Annotated in this window: 18 protein-coding genes; 10 read left to right on the top strand and 8 right to left on the bottom strand. The window is 70.1% G+C overall.

The annotated features are described in order from the left end of the window. Positions 1 to 68: 68 nt before the first annotated feature. From PK606_RS02955 to PK606_RS02935, 5 genes are all read right to left on the bottom strand, one after another. Complete coding sequence (locus PK606_RS02955) at positions 69 to 1,139, bottom strand: c-type cytochrome (protein WP_324560455.1); 1,071 nt, start codon at positions 1,137 to 1,139, stop codon at positions 69 to 71. After that, the gene (gene soxC / locus PK606_RS02950; protein ID WP_324560452.1) at positions 1,123 to 2,502 is read right to left on the bottom strand and encodes a sulfite dehydrogenase; all 1,380 of its coding nucleotides are present in this window, start codon (positions 2,500 to 2,502) and stop codon (positions 1,123 to 1,125) included. The genes PK606_RS02955 and soxC overlap by 17 nt, the downstream gene beginning before the upstream one ends. Before the next feature lie 117 nt (positions 2,503 to 2,619). Beyond that, positions 2,620 to 2,955, bottom strand: a complete 336-nt coding sequence (locus tag PK606_RS02945) for a hypothetical protein (RefSeq protein ID WP_324560450.1) — start codon at positions 2,953 to 2,955, stop codon at positions 2,620 to 2,622. A gap of 109 nt (positions 2,956 to 3,064) precedes the next feature. Continuing rightward, complete coding sequence (locus PK606_RS02940; protein ID WP_324560447.1) at positions 3,065 to 3,568, bottom strand: thioredoxin fold domain-containing protein; 504 nt, start codon at positions 3,566 to 3,568, stop codon at positions 3,065 to 3,067. After that, a complete protein-coding gene (locus PK606_RS02935; protein WP_502920777.1) occupies positions 3,565 to 4,545 on the bottom strand; it encodes an MBL fold metallo-hydrolase in 981 nt (326 codons plus the stop codon). The genes PK606_RS02940 and PK606_RS02935 overlap by 4 nt, the downstream gene beginning before the upstream one ends. 56 nt (positions 4,546 to 4,601) lie before the next feature. Here PK606_RS02935 and PK606_RS02930 point away from each other — a divergent pair, with 56 nt between their 5' ends. Further along, positions 4,602 to 5,711, top strand: coding sequence for a YeeE/YedE family protein (locus PK606_RS02930; protein ID WP_324560444.1), 1,110 nt, complete (start codon positions 4,602 to 4,604; stop codon positions 5,709 to 5,711). A gap of 13 nt (positions 5,712 to 5,724) precedes the next feature. Here the strand turns inward: PK606_RS02930 and hemL are convergent, their stop codons facing one another. Together hemL and thiD are read right to left on the bottom strand one after the other, a co-directional pair. Next, on the bottom strand, positions 5,725 to 7,029 hold the full coding sequence (gene hemL, locus PK606_RS02925; RefSeq protein ID WP_324560441.1) for a glutamate-1-semialdehyde 2,1-aminomutase: 1,305 nt from the start codon (positions 7,027 to 7,029) through the stop codon (positions 5,725 to 5,727). Positions 7,030 to 7,181: 152 nt separating this feature from the next. Next, positions 7,182 to 8,120 carry a bifunctional hydroxymethylpyrimidine kinase/phosphomethylpyrimidine kinase gene (gene thiD / locus PK606_RS02920; RefSeq protein ID WP_502920776.1) on the bottom strand — a complete coding sequence of 313 codons (939 nt, stop codon included), beginning with the start codon at positions 8,118 to 8,120 and terminating at the stop codon, positions 7,182 to 7,184. Between the two features lie 100 nt (positions 8,121 to 8,220). Between thiD and PK606_RS02915 the strand changes: the two genes are divergently transcribed. The 7 genes from PK606_RS02915 (at position 8,221) to PK606_RS02885 (ending at position 13,173) form a co-directional block, all read left to right on the top strand. After that, positions 8,221 to 8,394 carry a rubredoxin gene (locus PK606_RS02915; protein ID WP_324560435.1) on the top strand — a complete coding sequence of 58 codons (174 nt, stop codon included), beginning with the start codon at positions 8,221 to 8,223 and terminating at the stop codon, positions 8,392 to 8,394. Positions 8,395 to 8,416: 22 nt separating this feature from the next. Beyond that, positions 8,417 to 9,016 carry a YqgE/AlgH family protein gene (locus tag PK606_RS02910; protein ID WP_324560432.1) on the top strand — a complete coding sequence of 200 codons (600 nt, stop codon included), beginning with the start codon at positions 8,417 to 8,419 and terminating at the stop codon, positions 9,014 to 9,016. After that, complete coding sequence (gene ruvX, locus PK606_RS02905) at positions 9,013 to 9,438, top strand: Holliday junction resolvase RuvX (RefSeq protein ID WP_324560429.1); 426 nt, start codon at positions 9,013 to 9,015, stop codon at positions 9,436 to 9,438. Before PK606_RS02910 ends, ruvX begins: the two co-directional genes overlap by 4 nt. After that, complete coding sequence (gene pyrR / locus PK606_RS02900; RefSeq protein ID WP_324560426.1) at positions 9,435 to 9,950, top strand: bifunctional pyr operon transcriptional regulator/uracil phosphoribosyltransferase PyrR; 516 nt, start codon at positions 9,435 to 9,437, stop codon at positions 9,948 to 9,950. The genes ruvX and pyrR overlap by 4 nt, the downstream gene beginning before the upstream one ends. 5 nt (positions 9,951 to 9,955) lie before the next feature. Continuing rightward, a complete protein-coding gene (locus tag PK606_RS02895; protein ID WP_324560423.1) occupies positions 9,956 to 10,918 on the top strand; it encodes an aspartate carbamoyltransferase catalytic subunit in 963 nt (320 codons plus the stop codon). A gap of 169 nt (positions 10,919 to 11,087) precedes the next feature. Then, positions 11,088 to 12,404, top strand: coding sequence for a dihydroorotase (locus tag PK606_RS02890; RefSeq protein ID WP_324560420.1), 1,317 nt, complete (start codon positions 11,088 to 11,090; stop codon positions 12,402 to 12,404). 28 nt (positions 12,405 to 12,432) lie between these two features. Next, complete coding sequence (locus PK606_RS02885; RefSeq protein WP_324560417.1) at positions 12,433 to 13,173, top strand: lysophospholipid acyltransferase family protein; 741 nt, start codon at positions 12,433 to 12,435, stop codon at positions 13,171 to 13,173. Between the two features lie 4 nt (positions 13,174 to 13,177). Here PK606_RS02885 and PK606_RS02880 read toward each other — a convergent pair whose 3' ends face one another. Next, positions 13,178 to 14,290, bottom strand: a complete 1,113-nt coding sequence (locus PK606_RS02880) for an ABC transporter ATP-binding protein (RefSeq protein WP_324560414.1) — start codon at positions 14,288 to 14,290, stop codon at positions 13,178 to 13,180. A gap of 119 nt (positions 14,291 to 14,409) precedes the next feature. On the opposite strand from PK606_RS02880, the gene PK606_RS02875 reads away from it, so the two are divergent. Both PK606_RS02875 and PK606_RS02870 read left to right on the top strand, forming a co-directional pair. After that, positions 14,410 to 16,044, top strand: a complete 1,635-nt coding sequence (locus PK606_RS02875; protein ID WP_324560411.1) for an ABC transporter permease — start codon at positions 14,410 to 14,412, stop codon at positions 16,042 to 16,044. A 69-nt stretch (positions 16,045 to 16,113) separates the two neighbouring features. Continuing rightward, positions 16,114 to 16,461 (top strand): ArsR/SmtB family transcription factor, encoded by a 348-nt coding sequence (locus PK606_RS02870; protein ID WP_324560409.1) that lies wholly within the window; start codon positions 16,114 to 16,116, stop codon positions 16,459 to 16,461. Positions 16,462 to 16,617 lie beyond the last annotated feature (156 nt).

Below are 16,617 nucleotides of genomic sequence, written 5' to 3'. Positions count from 1 at the left end.
GGGTTTGAGTCGGCATGCCATGGGGAAATTCCCCATCCGTGCCGACCCCAATGCCGCAGGCTGGGCGTCTACTTGCCCGCGCCGCCTGCCAGCCAGGCCGCCATGGCCTGGGTGTCTTCGTCGGGCAGGCTCTGCGGCGGCATGGGGATGTCGCCCCAGACGCCCGATCCGCCGCTCTTGATCTTGCCCGCCAGGTAGTCGGTCTTGCCGCCGTGCTTCTTGGCGATGTCGACGAAACTCGGGCCGACCAGCTTGCCGTCGATGTTATGGCAAGCGGTGCAGGCGTGCTTCTGCGTCAGGGCGATCGCTGCCGCATTGGGGCTGGCCGTGCCGCCGACAGGGCCGACCACCTTCACCGGGCCGGCGGCGTCGCCCAGCTTGCCCTCGGGCTTGCTGGTGTCGGAGCCGCGCTGCGGCCCGACGGTGCGGTTCTGCTCGCGCAGGTTGCCGTGGGCGTCGCGGGCGTGCTCCGGCAGCCGCGAGCTGATCTTGGGCTCGGGGCCGCAGTCCTTCATGCAGGCGGTGCCGACCACGTCGGGCTTGGCGGCGCCATTCAGCTCCTTGCCCGGCCACATGGCGTGCGCGGTGGTCATGCCGTTGCGGTTGGGCATCTTCTGCTGTACCTCGGCGATGTTCTTGTCCGACAGCGTGAAGTCCTGCGGCACCACGTGCGCCAGGTTGAGCAGGAAGGCGGTGACCGCGTAGACCTCGTCGGGCTTGAGCGACTTGGGCCGGTCCCAGGGCATGGCGCGGTTGATGTAGTCCCACAGCGTCGACACCGTGGGCACCTTCATCAGGCTGGTGCGGCCGGGGTAGTCGGTGCGCGTCAGGTTGGCGACGCGGCCGGTCTTGACGTCCTCGGCCGTGGTGCCGCCGACCAGCGGCGTGAACACCGAGTTGGATTCGGCGAAGAAGCCGTGGCAGGTGGCGCACTTTTCTTCCCAGATGTCCTGGCCGGCGGCGACGCTGCCGCTGCCGGCCGGCAGGCCCTTGAAGTCGGGCCGCACGTCGATGTCCCAGGCCGCGACCTCCTTCGGGGTCGCGGCACGGCCGATGCCCGGGAACCTGTCCTGCGCCAGCAACGGCAGGGCGAACGCGGCCAATGCCAGCGCGGCGAGCGCTTTACGAGAGCTGGACATTCTTCACCTCGCCGTTTTCTTGCACCAGCCAGGACTGGATCGCGTTGTTGTGATAGATCGAGCGCGTGCCGCGCACCGCGCGCAGCTGCTTGGAACTGGGCTGCACGTAGCCGGTGTCGTCGGTGGCACGGCTTTGCACGATGGCCGGCTTGCCGTCCCAGACCCAGTCGATGTTGAAGCGCGTCAGGCACTTGTCCATGACCGGCGTTTCCAGCCGCGCGGCGCGCCAGTTGCGGCCGCCATCGGTGGACACGTCGACCTTCTTGACCTTGCCGCGGCCCGACCAGGCCAGGCCGCTCAGGTTGTAGAAGCCCTTGTCGAGCAGCACCTGGCCGCCCGAGGGCGTGGTGATGACGCTCTTGCATTCCTGGATGCTGGTGTACTGGCGGTGCGTGCCATCGGGCAGCAGGTCGACGTAGTGGATCGCCTCGTCCTTGGCGCCCCAGGGCTTGTCGCCCACTTCGACGCGGCGCAGGTACTTGACCCAGCTCACGCCCTGCACGCCCGGCACCACCAGGCGCAGCGGGTAGCCGTTCTCGGGTCGCAGCATCTCGCCGTTCTGGCCGTAGGCCACCAGCACCTGGCCGCTGGTGACCAGGCTCATCGGGATGGTGCGCGTCATCGACGAGCCGTCGGCGCCCTCGGCCAGCACGAACTTGCCGCCCTTGAGGTCGGCGCCGGCCATCTCCAGCAGGGTGATCAGTGGCACGCCGGTGAACTCGCTGCACGACAGCATGCCGTGCGAGTACTGCACCGTCGGCACGGCCACGTTGCCCCATTCCATGCCGGTGTTGGCGCCGCACTCAATGAAATAGAAGCGCGACACCGAAGGCAGGCGCATCAGCTCGTCCATGGTGAACACCTTGGGTGTCTTCACCATGCCGTTGACCATGAAGCGGTGCTGCGCCGGATCGACGTCCCACCAGCCCTGGTGGTGGCGCTCGAAGTGCAGACCGCTCGGCGTGACGATGCCGAACAGCGACTGCAGCGGCGCGAACGACACCGAGGACTGGTTCGACTGCGTCAGCCCGGGGCTCTGACGGCGCTGCACGTTGCCCTCGAACTTGGACGGGCGGCCGTAGCCATCGGTCACCACCGGCTGGCCGAGGCCGGTGCTGTGCGCCGGCAGCTTGAGAATCGCCGGATCGCCGTCCGCAGGTGCCGCGCCCTGCGCGGCCGCGTGCGCGGCGGCGCCGCCGGCTACGGCCGCGGCAAAGGCGCCACGAATGAAGTCACGCCGGCCGCGCTTGCCTTCGGCGAACACGGCGCGGACACCAGCCTGGTCAAGGAAGCTCTCGGGCGCCTTGCGCAGGCGCCCGCGGTCCAGACTGGCTGGTGCGGGTTGAAGTTGATCGTCTGCCATGGAGCTAAAAATTTGTATATGCGCAATCGCTGATATTAAAGCCGTTTTGACCCCAATTGAGCTAGGGTTTATCCGGGGGTGAAGCCAGCCGATCTGGCGCTTGGCTGGTGCGGGTGGCTACTGCTTGAAGTGGTAATGGTCGCGGTTCAGCACCGCGGCGATGGCGGTCACTTCTTCGGGGAACAGGCTCAGGTTGAGCTGGACGCTGCACTGCTCCACCATGCCGCGCAGCAGGCCGGGCGTGTTGATGCGCCCCTTGGGCCGGTAGATGGCCTTGCCGTCGTCGGTCCATTTCTGCGCGTGGCACTGGTTGCATTTGTTCTCGGCGATCAGCTTCTCGCCCAGCTTCAGGTCGGCGTCCTTGAAGATGGCCGGCACCTGCGCCATGGCGCCGAGGCTGAAGCCCAGCAGGCCACAGGCCAGCAGGGCGCGGATTCGGGTGGCGTAGGGCATGTCGGTCTCCTGTGCTGTGGTGGGGTTGCCTCGCAACGCGGCCTACCTTCGCTGATCAGACGGGTGTCTGTCAATCCTCGGTGGTCCGGCGTCCTCGCTCCCGGGCACATCAGCCGTTGATCGCCTTGCGCGCCTGTGCCAGGCGGTTGTCGAGGTAGGCGGCGTAGAAATCCGGCGAGCCGCCGACCAGGCGCTCGGCCACTTCCTTGCCGCCGGCGCCCAGGAACAGCACCGTGGGGGCCATCGATATCTTCCAGCCGCGCACCAGCGCATCGTGCGTGATCGGCTCGCCCTGCACCGTGCGCGTGCCCGCCGGGCTGAGCATGTCGACCTGCACCACCGGCAGGCCCTCCTGCGCCTGCATCGGCGCCAGGTAGTTGTTGCGCACCTCCTCGCACCAGGGGCAGCGGTGCAGGCTGACCATGACCACCAGCGGCTGACGTGCCTTCAGCGCCTGCGCCAGTTCGTCTTGCAGCGAGGACGACAGCGGCAGCGTGCGGCCCTGTGCCAGCGCGCCGCGTTGCGCCAATGCACCGCCGGCGCCGAGCGCCAGCAGGCCGAGCGCCTTCAGGCTGCGGCGGCGTGGGTGGTCCAGGGGGCGCCGGATGCTCATTCGGGGTCGTGCTCCATCAGCAGGTAGGTGTTGTAAGCGTTCATGCGGTTGGCGGCATTGAACAGCGGCAGGTGCTCGAACTGGCTCCAGTCGGTGGCCTTGTAGGCCTCGTCGAAGGGCGTCATGTCCAGCGCCGCCTTGCCCATGGTCTTGCGCAGGTAGACCAGGTAGTCGCGCGTCAGCTGCATGTCCTTGCGGGCCTCGGTCGAGACCGGCCCGTGTCCGGGGATGATGACCTCGGTGTCGAAGCCGAGCAACTTGTCGAGCGACTTGATCCAGTTGCGGCTGTCGGCCTGGCCGACGAAGGGCACGCGGCTGCGGAACACCAGGTCGCCGGCGTACAGCACCTTCCTGGCGGGCAGGTACACCGCCAGGTCCTCCGGCGTGTGCGCCGGGCCGACCGGCTGCAGCACCAGCTGCGTGTCGCCCAGCCTCAGCTCGCGCCTGCCGTCGATCCACTCGGTGGCCTCCACCAGGCGCGTCTTGTCGTCGATCCACGGCGCCAGTTCCTCGCGCGAGGCCTGCAGACGCAGGCGCGCGGTGTCGGCGAACAGGTATTCGCGCCCGGCCTGGTGGGCGATGATCTTCGCGCCCGCCTGCTCGAACACCTGCAGGCCGTAGACGTGGTCGGCGTGATAGTGCGTCACCACCACGTGCGTCACCTTCTGCGGCGTCACCTTCCTGATCTCGGCCAGCAGGCGCTCGGCCAGCGCCGGCGAGCCCAGCGCGTCGACCACCACCACGCCGGCCGAGGTGACGATGAAACCGGCGTTGGAGATGAAGTTCTGGTTGGCCGGCGAGCCGAGCGCCGACAGGCCCTCGACGTACCAGCAGCCCGGTGCCGCCTCGCGCGCCCGCATCTCGGGCAGCGCAACCGGCTTGTCGGCCGCCTCGGCGTAGCGCGCCCAGGTGGCCGCTATGCCGCCGCTGAAGGCCACGCAGGCGCAGCGCTGAAAAAGTTGACGTCGGTCAATCATGCCTGCCATGATGCCTCCATAATATCCATAAGTTATTGCTGATTTAATTATTCATCATGGCGATCGACCTGGCAAGCTTGCTGGAGCAGCATGGCACGACCGCGGTGCTGGCGGTGGGGGGCGCCGCGATCGGCGGCCTGTTCGGCTTCTTTGCCCAGCGCTCGCGCTTCTGCCTGCGCGCGGCGGTGATCGAGTTCTGGCGCGGCAAGTTCGGTGAGAAGCTGTCGGTCTGGCTGCTGGCCTTCGCCAGCGCGGTGGTGGCGGCACAGGCGCTGATCCTGAGCGGCTGGCTCGACGTCAGCGGGGCGCGCCAACTGGCCAACCGCGGCAGCCTGTCGGGCGCGCTGGTCGGCGGCCTGCTGTTCGGCGTCGGCATGATCATGACGCGCGGCTGCGCCAGCCGCCTGCTGGTGCTGTCGGCCAACGGCAACCTGCGCGCGCTGCTGTCGGGGCTGGTGTTCGCGGTCACCGCCCAGGCCTCGTTGTCGGGCAGCCTGGCGCCGCTGCGCAGCGAGATCTCGGGCTGGTGGACGGTCGAAGGCGGTACCGCGCGCGACCTGCTGGCATACGCCGGCGCCGGGCCGATGGACGGCCTGGTGTTCGGCCTGCTGTGGCTGGTGGTGGCGGTGATCTTCTCGCTGCGCACCGGCAACCGGCTGTGGATGTGGGTTGGCGGCATCGGCACCGGGCTGGCGGTGGCGGCGGCCTGGTGGTTCAGCTACGGTATCTCGCGCACCAGCTTCGATCCGGTGCAGATCCAGGGCCTGACCTTCAGCGGCCCCTCGGCCGAATGGCTGATGCGCGTGCTGGCCAGCCCGGCGCCGCCGTTCGGCTTCGACGCCGGCATGCTGCCGGGCGTGTTCATCGGCTCCTTCGTCGGCGCGCTGGTCGGGCGCGAGTTCAAGGTCGAGGGCTTCAAGGACGGCTACAGCATGGCGCGCTACATCGTCGGCGCCATGCTGATGGGCTTTTCCAGCATGCTGGCCGGCGGCTGCGCGGTCGGCGCCGGCATGACCGGCGGCGCCATCTTCGCGCTCACCGCCTGGCTGACCCTGGCCGGCATGTTCGTCGGCGGCGGGCTGATGGACCGCCTGCTGGACGAGCCGGTACGGACCGCCCAGCCGCCGACGCAGCAGGCGCCGGTGGTGATCCAGGTCGCGCCCTGAGGCGCGTCCGGCCTCAGGCGCCCAGCTGGGCGAACACCTCGCGCGCAGCGGCGATGGTGGCGTCGATGTCCTCGTCCGAGTGGGCGGCGCTGACGAAGCCGGCCTCGTACAGCGCCGGCGCGATGTAGACGCCGCGGTCCAGCAGGCCGTGGAACAGTTGGTTGAAGCGGGCGCCGTCGCTCTTCATCACCTCGGCGTAATTCTGCGGCAGCTCCGGCAGCAGGAAGAAGCCGAACATGCCGCCTTCGCAGTCGGCCGAGAAGGGCACGCCCTCGGCCGCCGCCGCGGCTTTCAGGCCATCGACCAGGCGCCGGGTCTTGGCGCCGAGCGCCTCGAAGAAGCCGGGCTGGCGGATCTGGCGCAGCGTCGCCAGACCGCAGGCGGTAGCGACCGGGTTGCCGCTCAGCGTGCCGGCCTGGTAGACCGGGCCGAGCGGCGCCAGCTGCTCCATCACCGAGCGCTTGCCGCCAAAGGCCGCCAGCGGCATGCCGCCGCCGATCACCTTGCCCATCACCGTGATGTCGGGCTCGAAACCGGGGATCGACCTGGCGTAGACGCTCTGCGCGCTGCCCAGCGCGACGCGGCAGCCGGTCATCACCTCGTCGTAGATCAGCAGCGCGCCGTGCTGGGTGCACAGCTCGCGGCAGCGGCGCGTGAACTCGACCGTGGCGCGCACGAAGTTCATGTTGCCGGCGATCGGCTCCATGATCAGCCCCGCGATGTCGGGGCCGTGCAGCGCGAAGGCTTCTTCCAGCTGGGCGATGTTGTTGTATTCCAGCACCATCGTGTGCTGCACCACCTCGGCCGGCACGCCGGCGCTGGTCGGATTGCCGAAGGTCGCCAAGCCCGAGCCGGCCTTGACCAGCAGCGCGTCGGCGTGGCCGTGGTAGCAGCCCTCGAACTTGATGATCCGGTTGCGCCCGGTGGCACCGCGCGCCAACCGGATCGCGGTCATGCCGGCCTCGGTGCCGCTGTTGACCAGGCGCAGCATCTCCATCGAAGGCACCAGCGCCAGGATCTCCTCCGCCAGCTCGATCTCGCGCTCGGTCGGGGCACCGAACGAGAAGCCGTCGGCCGCCGCCTGCCGCACCGCCTCCTCGACCGCCGGATGCCCGTGGCCCAGGATCATCGGGCCCCAGGAACCGATGTAGTCGATGTAGCGCTGGTCGTTGGCGTCCCAGAAGTAGGCGCCCTTGGCGCGCTGCACGAAGCGCGGTGTGCCGCCGACGGCGCGAAAGGCGCGCACCGGGGAGTTGACGCCGCCCGGGATGACCCGGCGCGCACGTTCCATCAGGTTTTCATTCAAATCAGTGGTCATGGATGGGAGAGAGCAAAGCAATGTGACAAGTGGCCGCGGAGCAGGCCAAACCAGCGAACGCCGTGGCTGGACCTGTGCCAGCCACTGGCGTTGTCCCCCCTCCCGCAGGAGAGGGGGGAAGCGGCGTGAGCCGCTCAGTGGGGTGTGCGCCATCAATGCTTGGTTTCATTGAACGGATGCGGGATATCGATGGGGGCGGGCGCGTCGTCGGTATCGACCTCGGCGTCGTCCGACGCGGCCCAGAACAGGCGGTCGGCCACGGCCCGACCCATGCCGGGGCGGAAGCCGTGGTCGAGCGCCTGATCCAGGTACTGTAGTGCCTCGAGCGCGGCCTCGGACAGCTCGGAGCCGGTCGCCAGCAGGGCCGCCAGCGCCGCAGACAGGATGTCGCCGGCGCCCAGGAAGGCGGCGTCGATGCGGTCGAAGCTCTGGCTCAGCAGCTCGGCCTGCGGCGAGGCCAGCACGTTGCTGAACTTGTCGCTCGCATCCGGCATGCCGGTCGCCAGCACGTAGGGCACGCCCAGTTCGGCGGCCGCGCGCGCCAGGTCGGTGGTGCGGGCGTGGCGGTCGGTGATCGATTCCGGCAGCAGCCAGTGGCGCAGCGTGGTGTTGTTGCCGACCAGCACCGCGGTCTGCGGCAGCAGCAGTTCGCGGAACGCGTCCAGGTAGCTGTCGATCTCGTCCTCGCTCCACCACGACAGGTCGGGCATGTAGGCGATCACCGGCACCTCGGGGTAGTCGGCGGTGAAGGCGGCGATGGCGGCGACGGCTTCGGCGCTGCCGACGAAACCGACCTTGATGGTGCGCACCGGCACGTCCTCGGCTACCCATTGCGCCTGCTCGGCCACCACGGCGTCGTCGATGACGGCGTGGCCGATCGCGTCGCGGGTGTCGCGCAGGTAGATGCCGGTGGCCACGGTGAGCGCGTGGGCGCCGATCGAGGCGACCACCAGTGCGTCGCTGGCCAGACCGCCGGCCCCGATCGGGTCGACGGCGTTGAAGCTCAGCACGCCAGGGGGCGAATCGTCGCCGGAAAGCGGTTCGGAAAGTGCGTGGTCTTGCGACGTGGGCGTCGCGCTGGAATGGGTCATTGAGTGCCCATGGAGTCGTCGGGTGTACGCGCCGGACGGCCTTGCGGTGCCTGCGCGTCGATACAATTGCAGGCCATTCTAAGCAGTTGCGCCTTGAGCAGTGATGGACTCGAAAACCTGGATGTGCCTGATTTGTGGCTGGCTGTACGACGAGGCGGCCGGTGCGCCGGACCATGGCCTGGCGCCGGGCACGCCCTGGAGCCAGGTGCCGATGAACTGGACCTGCCCGGAATGCGGCGCCCGCAAGGAAGACTTCGAGATGGTGCAGATCTAGGCCGCCTCGATAGAATCGAACCATGGCCGATGACGCGCAGTCGATCAACCTGACGAACCACTTTCTCATCGCCATGCCGGGCATGGAGGATGGCACCTTCGCGCGCAGCGTGGTCTATGTCTGCGAGCACAGCGAGCGCGGCGCGCTCGGCCTGATCATCAACAAGCCGGGCGATATCAACCTGGCCGACCTGTTCCAGAAGGTCGATCTGCCGCTGGCGCGCCAGGATCTGAGCGTGCAGCCGGTGTTCCATGGCGGTCCGCTGCAGACCGAGCGCGGCTTCGTGCTGCACGACCCGGTGCTGGCCGAGGGCCTGGAGCCCGACCAGTCGGTCTACGCCTCGACGTTGGCGGTGCCCGGCGGGCTGGAGATGACGACCTCCAAGGACGTGCTGGAGGCGCTGTCGTCCGGCGGCGGGCCGCGCCGCGTGCTGGTGACGCTGGGCTACTCGTCCTGGGGCGAGGGCCAGCTCGAATCCGAGATCGCGCGCAACAGCTGGCTCACCGTGGATGCCGATGCCAGCGTGGTGTTCGATGCACCCGTGACCGAACGCTACGACATGGCTCTGCGCCTGCTCGGCCTGGAGGCCTGGATGCTGGCGCCGGACGCGGGGCACGCATGACCGAGGTGCTGCCGGTGCACGAGGTTCCGGCTCGCCTCGGCAGTTTTCTCGCCTTCGACTACGGCCTCAAGCGCACCGGCGTCGCGGTCGGCAACCGGCTCACCCGCAGCGCCACGCCGCAGCCACTCATTCGCGCCGAGGGCGACGCGCGCTGGGCCCAGGTGGCGGCGCGCATCGCCGAATGGCAGCCGGATGCGCTGGTGGTCGGCGTGCCCTTCCACCCCGATGGCGCCGAGCACGAGAACACCCGGCGCGCCCGCCGCTTCGCGCGCCAGCTGCACGGGCGTTTCGGGTTGCCGGTGTACGAGGTCGACGAGCGCTACAGCAGCACCGAGGCGCACGCCGCCGGCGCGCGCGCAGCCGAGGTCGACGGCGTCGCGGCGGCGGTCATCCTGGAGCAGTTCCTGAGGAGCCTGGCATGAGTTCCACCCCCGGCAGCACGCTGGCGCTCGACGCCGAGGCGCTGTACGCCGAACTGCTGCGCGGCGTGCGTCCGCTGCTCGGCGCCGACACGCGCCTGGTCGGCATCGTCACCGGCGGCCAGTGGCTGGCCGAGCGGCTGCAGGCCGACCTGGGCCTGGCCGGCGCGGCCGGCGCGATCTCGTCGGCCATGCACCGCGACGATTTCGCCAAGCGCGGCCTGGCCGCCAGCAGCCAGACCACGCTGCCGTTCGAGGTCGACGGCGCCGACATCCTGCTGATCGACGACGTGCTCTACACCGGCCGCACGCTGCGCGCGGTGGTCAACGAGCTGTTCGACTACGGCCGGCCGGCCTGCGTGCGGCTGGCGGTGCTGGTCGACCGCGGCGGCCGCCAGCTGCCGATGGCGGCCGAACATGCGGCCGCCCGCGTGGCGCTGCCGCAGGCGCAGTCGCTGCGGCTGGCGCGCGGCGATGACGGCGCCTTCAGTTTCAGCATCACCGAGAAGGAATGAAGCGCATGCTGGCCCGGCACAACCTGCAACTCAACCGGCACGGCGAGCTGATCCACCTGCTGTCGACCGAGGGGTTGCCGCGCGAGTTGCTGGTCCACATTCTCGACACGGCGGCGCAGTTCGTCGGCGTCAGCGAGCGCGAGGTCAAGAAGGTGCCGCTGCTGCGCGGCAAGAGCGTGTTCAACCTGTTCTTCGAGAACTCCACGCGCACCCGCACCACCTTCGACATCGCCGCCACGCGGCTGTCGGCCGATGTCTACACGCTCGACATCGCGCGCTCGTCGACCTCCAAGGGCGAGTCGCTGCTCGACACCGTGGCCAACCTGAGCGCGATGGCGGCCGACATCTTCGTCGTGCGCCACTCGGAGAGCGGCGCGCCCTACCTGCTGGCGCAGCACGTGGCGCCGCACGTGCACGTCATCAATGCCGGCGATGGGCGCCACGCGCACCCGACGCAGGCGCTGCTCGACATGTACACGATCCGCCACTACAAGCAGGATTTCTCGCGGCTGGTGGTGGCCATCGTCGGCGACGTGCTGCATTCGCGCGTGGCGCGCTCCAACATCCACGCGCTGACCACGCTGGGCGCCGCTGAGGTGCGCGTGGTGGGGCCGCGCACGCTGGTGCCCGGTGACCTGGCGCCGATGGGCGTGCGCGTCTGCCACACGCTGGAGGACGGCATCCGCGACGCCGACGTGGTGATCATGCTGCGGCTGCAGAACGAGCGCATGAGCGGCGCGCTGCTGCCGTCCAGCCAGGAGTTCTTCAAGAGCTTCGGCCTCACGCCCGAGAAGCTGCGCTGGGCCCGGCCGGACGCCATCGTCATGCACCCGGGCCCGATCAACCGCGGTGTCGAGATCGATTCGCAGGTGGTCGACGGCGACCAGAGCGTGATCCTGCCGCAGGTCACCTTCGGCATCGCCGTGCGCATGGCGGTGATGAGCATCGTGGCGGGCAACGAAGCATGACTTCGCCGTGCTCGATGACCTCGCTGTGCTCGATGACTTCGCCGCTGTGCGGCTTCGATGACGACATGACTTTGGACGCGAAGCGTTGCCACCACCTGGTGTCATGGCGGCGCAGCCGCCGTCATCGAAGCGCAGCGAGCTCATTCCGTCATCGAGAGGCGGCCAGAACATGAAAATCCTGATCCAGCACGGCCGCGTGATCGACCCCGCCAGCGGGCGCGACGAGGTCGCCGACGTCGCGATCGCCGCCGGGCGCGTCGTTGGCATCGGCAAGACGCCGGCCGACTTCACGCCCAACCGGACCATCGACGCGCGCGGCTGCTGGGTGCTGCCCGGCCTGGTGGACCTGGCGGCGCGCCTGCGCGAGCCCGGCCACGAGCACGCGCGCATGCTCGAGAGCGAGATGGCGGCCGCGGTGGCCGGCGGCGTCACCAGCCTGGTGTGCCCGCCGGACACCGACCCGGTGCTCGACGAGTCCGGCCTGGTCGAGATGCTGAAGACCCGTGCCGAGCGCCTGCACCAGGCGCGCGTGTTCCCGCAGGGCGCGCTGACGCGCGGACTCAAGGGCGAGGTGCTGACCGAGATGGGCCAGCTCACCGATGCCGGCTGCGTCGCCTTCGGCCAGGCCGAGGCGCCGATCGTCAACACCCAGGTGCTGCAGCGCGCGCTGCTGTACGCCGGCAGTTTCGGCTACGCGGTCTGGCTGCGGCCGATCGACCCCTGGCTGGGCGGCGGCGTCGCCGCCAGCGGGCCGCTGGCCACGCGCATGGGGCTGGCCGGCGTGCCGGCAGCCAGCGAGACCATCGCACTGCACACCGTGTTCGAGTTGCTGCGCGCGATGCAGGGCAGCGATCCCGGCGGCGGGCCGCGGGTGCACCTGTGCCGGCTGTCGAGCGCGGCCGGCGTTGCGCTGCTGCGCCAGGCCAAGGCCGACGGCCTCAGGGTGACGGCCGACGTCAGCGTCAACTCGCTGCACCTGATCGACCAGGACATCGGCTACTTCGACAGCAGCGCGCGGCTCAACCCGCCGCTGCGCCAGCAGCGCGACCGCGCGGCACTGCGCGCCGGCCTGGCCGACGGCACCATCGACGCGCTGGTGTCGGACCACACGCCGGTGGAAGCCGACGCCAAGCAGTTGCCGTTCGCCGAGGCCGAACCGGGCGCGACCGGGCTGGAGCTGCTGCTGCCACTGGCGCTGCAATGGGGCCGGGAAGACGGTGGCCCAGGTCCGGTGCGGGCGCTGGCGGCGGTGACGCACGGGCCGGCGCAGGTGCTGGGCGGCGCGCTCGGCACCTTCCAGGCCAGCTGCGGCCGGCTGGTGGAGGGCGGCGCGGCCGACCTGTGCGTGTTCGATCCCGAGCTGCGCTGGCAGGTGTCGCCGCAGGCGCTGCGCAGCCAGGGCAAGCACACGCCGTTCGCCGGCCACGTACTCACGGGCCGGGTGCGCTGCACCCTGGTCGGCGGGCATCTGGCGCATTCGGTCTGAGCGCATGGCGGCGCGAGGGGCTGGACGCATGAGGGCGCTGACCGCCAGCTGGCTGATGCTGCGCGGCGCCGGCCACCTGGCCAGCGGCTGGTGGACCATCCGCACGCGCTTTCCGAAGCTGAGCCAGGCCGAGCGCGAGCTGCGCGTGCAGCAATGGGCGGCGCGCTTCCTGCAGATCTGGCGCATCGAGCTCGACGTGCGCGGCCAGCCGCCGCAGGACGGCCCGGTGCTGCTGGTGGCCAACCACATTTCCTGGCTCGACATCCTGGTGCTGCATGCGGCCGGCTATTGCCGCTTCGTCTCCAAGTCGGACGTCAAGCGCTGGCCGGTGATCGGGCCGCTGGCCACCGGCGCCGGCACCCTGTACATCGAGCGCGAATCGCGCCGCGACGCGCTGCGCGTGGTGCACCACATGCGCGACGCGCTGCTGCGCGGCGAGGTAGTGGCGGCGTTCCCCGAAGGCACCACCACCGATGGCAGCACGCTGCTGCCGTTTCACGCCAACCTGATCCAGGCGGCGATCGCGGCGCAGGCGCCGGCGCTGCCGGTGGCGCTGGAGTTCATCGACCCGCGCACCGGGGCGCCCAGCCTGGCGCCGATCTACATCGGCGACCAGACCCTGATCGGCTCGCTCTGGCGCACCCTGACCACGCCGGGCGTGCGCGCGGTGGTCAGCTACGGCACGCTGCAGGCACCCGATGGGCGCGATCGGCGCCAGTGGGCGGCCGAGCTGCGCGCGGCGGTGGGCGAGCTGCGCTCGACGCGCTGAGCGCTCAGGCGCCGCGGCCGCGCGGCGCCGGCAGCGGCGCGGCCGCGGCGTCGGATTGCGGTGGGAAGGTCACCACGTGGTCGACCGCCGGGCGGATGCCGATCCACTCGCCGACCTTGTGGTTGTGGTGGCTGGGCACGTAGGTCAGCACCTGCTCGCCGCTGGGCAACTGCACGGTGTAGAGGAACTCCGAGCCGCGGAAGGCCTTGCGCACGATCTTCGCCTTCACCGGCGATTCGTCGTCGTGCACGATGTCGTCGGCACGCAGCAGCAGCTCGCAGCAGTCCTGCGGGTAGGCGCCGGGCAGCGGGCAGTCGGTCAGGTTGCACAGCCGGCCCAGCGGCGTGTCGACCTGGGCGCCGTTGTCGTGCGCCACGATGTGCGCCGGCACGAACACGCCGTGACCTATGAAGTCGGCCACGAAGCGCGTCGCCGGGCGGTGGTAGAGCGAATAGGCGTCGTCCCACTGGTGCAGGTGGCCCTCGTGCATGACGCCGATGGCATCGCCGATGGCGAACGCTTCCAGCTGGTCGTGGGTGACGAACAGCGCGGTGGCCTCGGCCGCCTTCAGGATGCCGCGCAGCTCGTGCGCCAGCCGCTCGCGCAGGTCGACATCGAGGTTGGAGAACGGCTCGTCCAGCAGCAGCAGACGCGGCGCCGGCGCCATCGCGCGCGCCAACGCCACGCGCTGCTGCTGGCCGCCCGACAGTTCGTGCGGAAAGCGCCGCTCGCTGCCGGCCAGGTCGACCAGCGCCAGCACCTCGGCCACACGCTGCTCGCGCGCCGCCGGCGACAGCTGCCTGAGGCCGAAGCCGACGTTGCGCCCCACGTCCAGGTGCGGGAACAGCGCGTAGTCCTGGAACACCATGCCGATGCGCCGCGCCTCGGGCGCCACGTGCCGGTGCGTGCTGCTGACCAGTTCGTCACCGAGGCGGATCTCGCCGGCGCTGACGCGCTCCAGCCCGGCCACGGCACGCAGCAGCGTGGTCTTGCCGCAGCCCGAAGGGCCGATCAGCACGCCGATGTCGCCGGCGCGCAGGCCCAGCGACGCGCCCTCCACCGCCGCGCGCGGCTGGCCCGGGTAGCGCACATCAACCTGGTCGATTCGGAGGAACATGGATAGATTGTAGATACGTACAATTCTCATTTGGTTCTCGGCCGCTGGCTGTCCGGTGTGTCGTGCGCCCCGGCAGCACGCACCTGTGAGCCGCCCCACCACATCGTCCGGTCCCTGTCGTGCGTGCCCTGCCCACCCTGATCCTGCTGCTGGTCGCCAGTGTGCTGGCGCTGCCGGTACTGGCGCTGGTCAGCACCTGGGCGCAGTGGAACGTGGTCTCGGCCGACATCCTGCGCGAGATGGCGGCCACCGTGCTGCCCGAATACCTGTGGGTGACGGCGCAGCTGATCGTGATGGTGGGTGTCGGCGTGGTCGCCATGGGCGTGCCGGCGGCGCTGCTGGTGACGGTGTTCGACTTTCCCGGCCGGCGCAGCTTCGAGTGGCTGCTGCTGCTGCCGCTGGCGATGCCGGCCTACGTGACCGCCTACGCCTACACCGACTTCCTGCAGTACGCCGGGCCCTTGCAGACCTGGTTGCGCGCCAGCTTCGGGCTCGAAGGCCGCCTGCTGCCCGAGGTGCGCAGCGTCTGGGGCGCCGCCTGGGTGTTCTCGTTCTCGCTCTACCCCTACGTCTACCTGCTGGCGCGCACCGCGCTGGCCGAGCGCGCGCCGCAGCTGATGGAGGCGGCGCGCCTGCTGGGCGCGCCGATGTCGCGCCGGCTGCGCGAAATCGCCCTGCCGATGGCGCGCCCGGCGGTCGCGGCCGGCACCGCGCTGGCGCTGATGGAGGTGATGGCCGACTACGGCGTGTCGATCTACTTCGGCATCCAGACCTTTACCATCGGCATCTACAAGGCCTGGCTGTCGATGGACAACCGCATCGCCGCGGCGCAGCTGGCCACCGTGCTGCTGGCGGTGGTGGTGCTGCTGCTGTGGCTGGAGCAGCGTGCGCAGCGCCGGCTGCGCTTCGTCGGCGCGGCCACCGCGCGCGCCAGCTCCAGCGACGCGCGTCCGGTGCGGCTGCACGGGCGCCGCGCGGCGCTGGCCTGGGTGCTGTGCCTGCTGCCGGTGCTGATGGGTTTCGCGCTGCCGGTCGGCTTCATGCTGCGGCCGCTGTCGGCCGATTGGTCGGTGCTGCCCTGGGACCGCTTCCTGCTGTGGACCTGGAACAGCGTGCGCCTGGGCGCCATGACGGCGGTGCTGGCGGTGCTGTCGGCCTGGTTCCTGGCCTACAGCCTGCGCCGTGCGCCGACGCTGCTGCGGCGCTGGGCGGTGCAGATCATCGCGCTCGGCTACGCCGTGCCCGGCGCGGTGATCGTGGTCGGCATCCTGCTGCCGGTCGGCTGGCTGCAGGCGCGCTGGCCCGAGAGCGGCGCCGGCGCCTGGGTCACGGTCACGGTGTGGGGGCTGGTGTGGGCCTACCTGGTGCGCTTCGTCTCGGTGGCGCTGCAGTCGATGCAGGCCGGCTACGCGCGCGTGCCGCGCAGTCTGGACGAATCGGCGCGCATGCTCGGCGCCACCGGCGTCGAGCTGGCGGCGCGCGTGCACTGGCCGCTACTGCGCCGCGCCGGCTTCGCGGCGGCGCTGCTGGTGTTCGTCGACGTCATGAAGGAGCTGCCGGCGACCATCGTGCTGCGCCCCTTCAACACCGACACGCTGGCGGTGGTGGCCAACCAGCTGGCGCGCGACGAACGCCTGGGCGAGGCGGCGCTGCCCTCGCTGGCGCTGGTGCTGGTCGGCCTGGTGCCGGTGATCCTGCTCAGCCGCACGCTGCGCGCCAAGCGGGGACCGGCCGACGCCGAGTTGCGCTTATAGTGCCGGGTAGACCCATTGTTTCGTTTTGATGACTGCCCTGCCTCGGGCGCCTGCCGGGCGCCGCCCATCATGGTGAAGAAAAGCCCGCCGCCCAGCGTGACCGACAGCGAACTCGAATCCGACGAGGTGTTCGAGCTCGCGGCCGAGGTGTTCCGCGTCATGTCGGCGCCGATGCGGCTGAAGATCATCAGCGCGCTGTGCAACGGCGAGAAGAATGTCGGCGAGCTGCTGGTCGAGATCCCGACCACCCAGCCCAACATGAGCCAGCACCTGAACACCCTGTACAAGGCCGGCGTGCTCGGCAAGCGGCGTGACGGCGTGCAGATCTACTACCGCATCATCAACGATCGCGTGGTGGCGCTGTGCCGCGCGGTGTGCACGCAGGTCGCGATCGAGACCGTCGGCGACGCACGCTGAACGCCCGGCCGGCCGCGCCGCGCGGCCTCGCCCTGATCCGCTTATCACCTGAGCGCATGAGCATCCAACGATTCGGTCGTTGGTGAGCGTCCGCCAGCGACCTAGACTGGCCGTTGCCGCCTCGTTGCGCCGTGCGGATAAGCTCGTATGAGCATC

The organism is Ottowia sp., assembly GCF_035444425.1.
GTDB lineage: Bacteria > Pseudomonadota > Gammaproteobacteria > Burkholderiales > Burkholderiaceae_C > Ottowia.
The sequence above is the reverse complement of the archived record's forward strand: the minus strand, read 5'-3'. Positions and strand labels throughout refer to the sequence as shown.

Bases quoted from the DNA above. Each gene is read 5' to 3' on its own strand.
- PK606_RS02955 (WP_324560455.1), bottom strand. From the start codon at position 1,139: ATGTCCAGCTCTCGTAAAGCGCTCGCCGCGCTGGCATTGGCCGCGTTC.
- soxC (WP_324560452.1), bottom strand. From the start codon at position 2,502: ATGGCAGACGATCAACTTCAACCCGCACCAGCCAGTCTGGACCGCGGG.
- PK606_RS02945 (WP_324560450.1), bottom strand. From the start codon at position 2,955: ATGCCCTACGCCACCCGAATCCGCGCCCTGCTGGCCTGTGGCCTGCTG.
- PK606_RS02940 (WP_324560447.1), bottom strand. From the start codon at position 3,568: ATGAGCATCCGGCGCCCCCTGGACCACCCACGCCGCCGCAGCCTGAAG.
- PK606_RS02935 (WP_502920777.1), bottom strand. From the start codon at position 4,545: ATGATTGACCGACGTCAACTTTTTCAGCGCTGCGCCTGCGTGGCCTTC.
- PK606_RS02930 (WP_324560444.1), top strand. From the start codon at position 4,602: ATGGCGATCGACCTGGCAAGCTTGCTGGAGCAGCATGGCACGACCGCG.
- hemL (WP_324560441.1), bottom strand. From the start codon at position 7,029: ATGACCACTGATTTGAATGAAAACCTGATGGAACGTGCGCGCCGGGTC.
- thiD (WP_502920776.1), bottom strand. From the start codon at position 8,120: ATGACCCATTCCAGCGCGACGCCCACGTCGCAAGACCACGCACTTTCC.
- PK606_RS02910 (WP_324560432.1), top strand. From the start codon at position 8,417: ATGGCCGATGACGCGCAGTCGATCAACCTGACGAACCACTTTCTCATC.
- ruvX (WP_324560429.1), top strand. From the start codon at position 9,013: ATGACCGAGGTGCTGCCGGTGCACGAGGTTCCGGCTCGCCTCGGCAGT.
- pyrR (WP_324560426.1), top strand. From the start codon at position 9,435: ATGAGTTCCACCCCCGGCAGCACGCTGGCGCTCGACGCCGAGGCGCTG.
- PK606_RS02895 (WP_324560423.1), top strand. From the start codon at position 9,956: ATGCTGGCCCGGCACAACCTGCAACTCAACCGGCACGGCGAGCTGATC.
- PK606_RS02890 (WP_324560420.1), top strand. From the start codon at position 11,088: ATGAAAATCCTGATCCAGCACGGCCGCGTGATCGACCCCGCCAGCGGG.
- PK606_RS02885 (WP_324560417.1), top strand. From the start codon at position 12,433: ATGAGGGCGCTGACCGCCAGCTGGCTGATGCTGCGCGGCGCCGGCCAC.
- PK606_RS02880 (WP_324560414.1), bottom strand. From the start codon at position 14,290: ATGTTCCTCCGAATCGACCAGGTTGATGTGCGCTACCCGGGCCAGCCG.
- PK606_RS02870 (WP_324560409.1), top strand. From the start codon at position 16,114: ATGGTGAAGAAAAGCCCGCCGCCCAGCGTGACCGACAGCGAACTCGAA.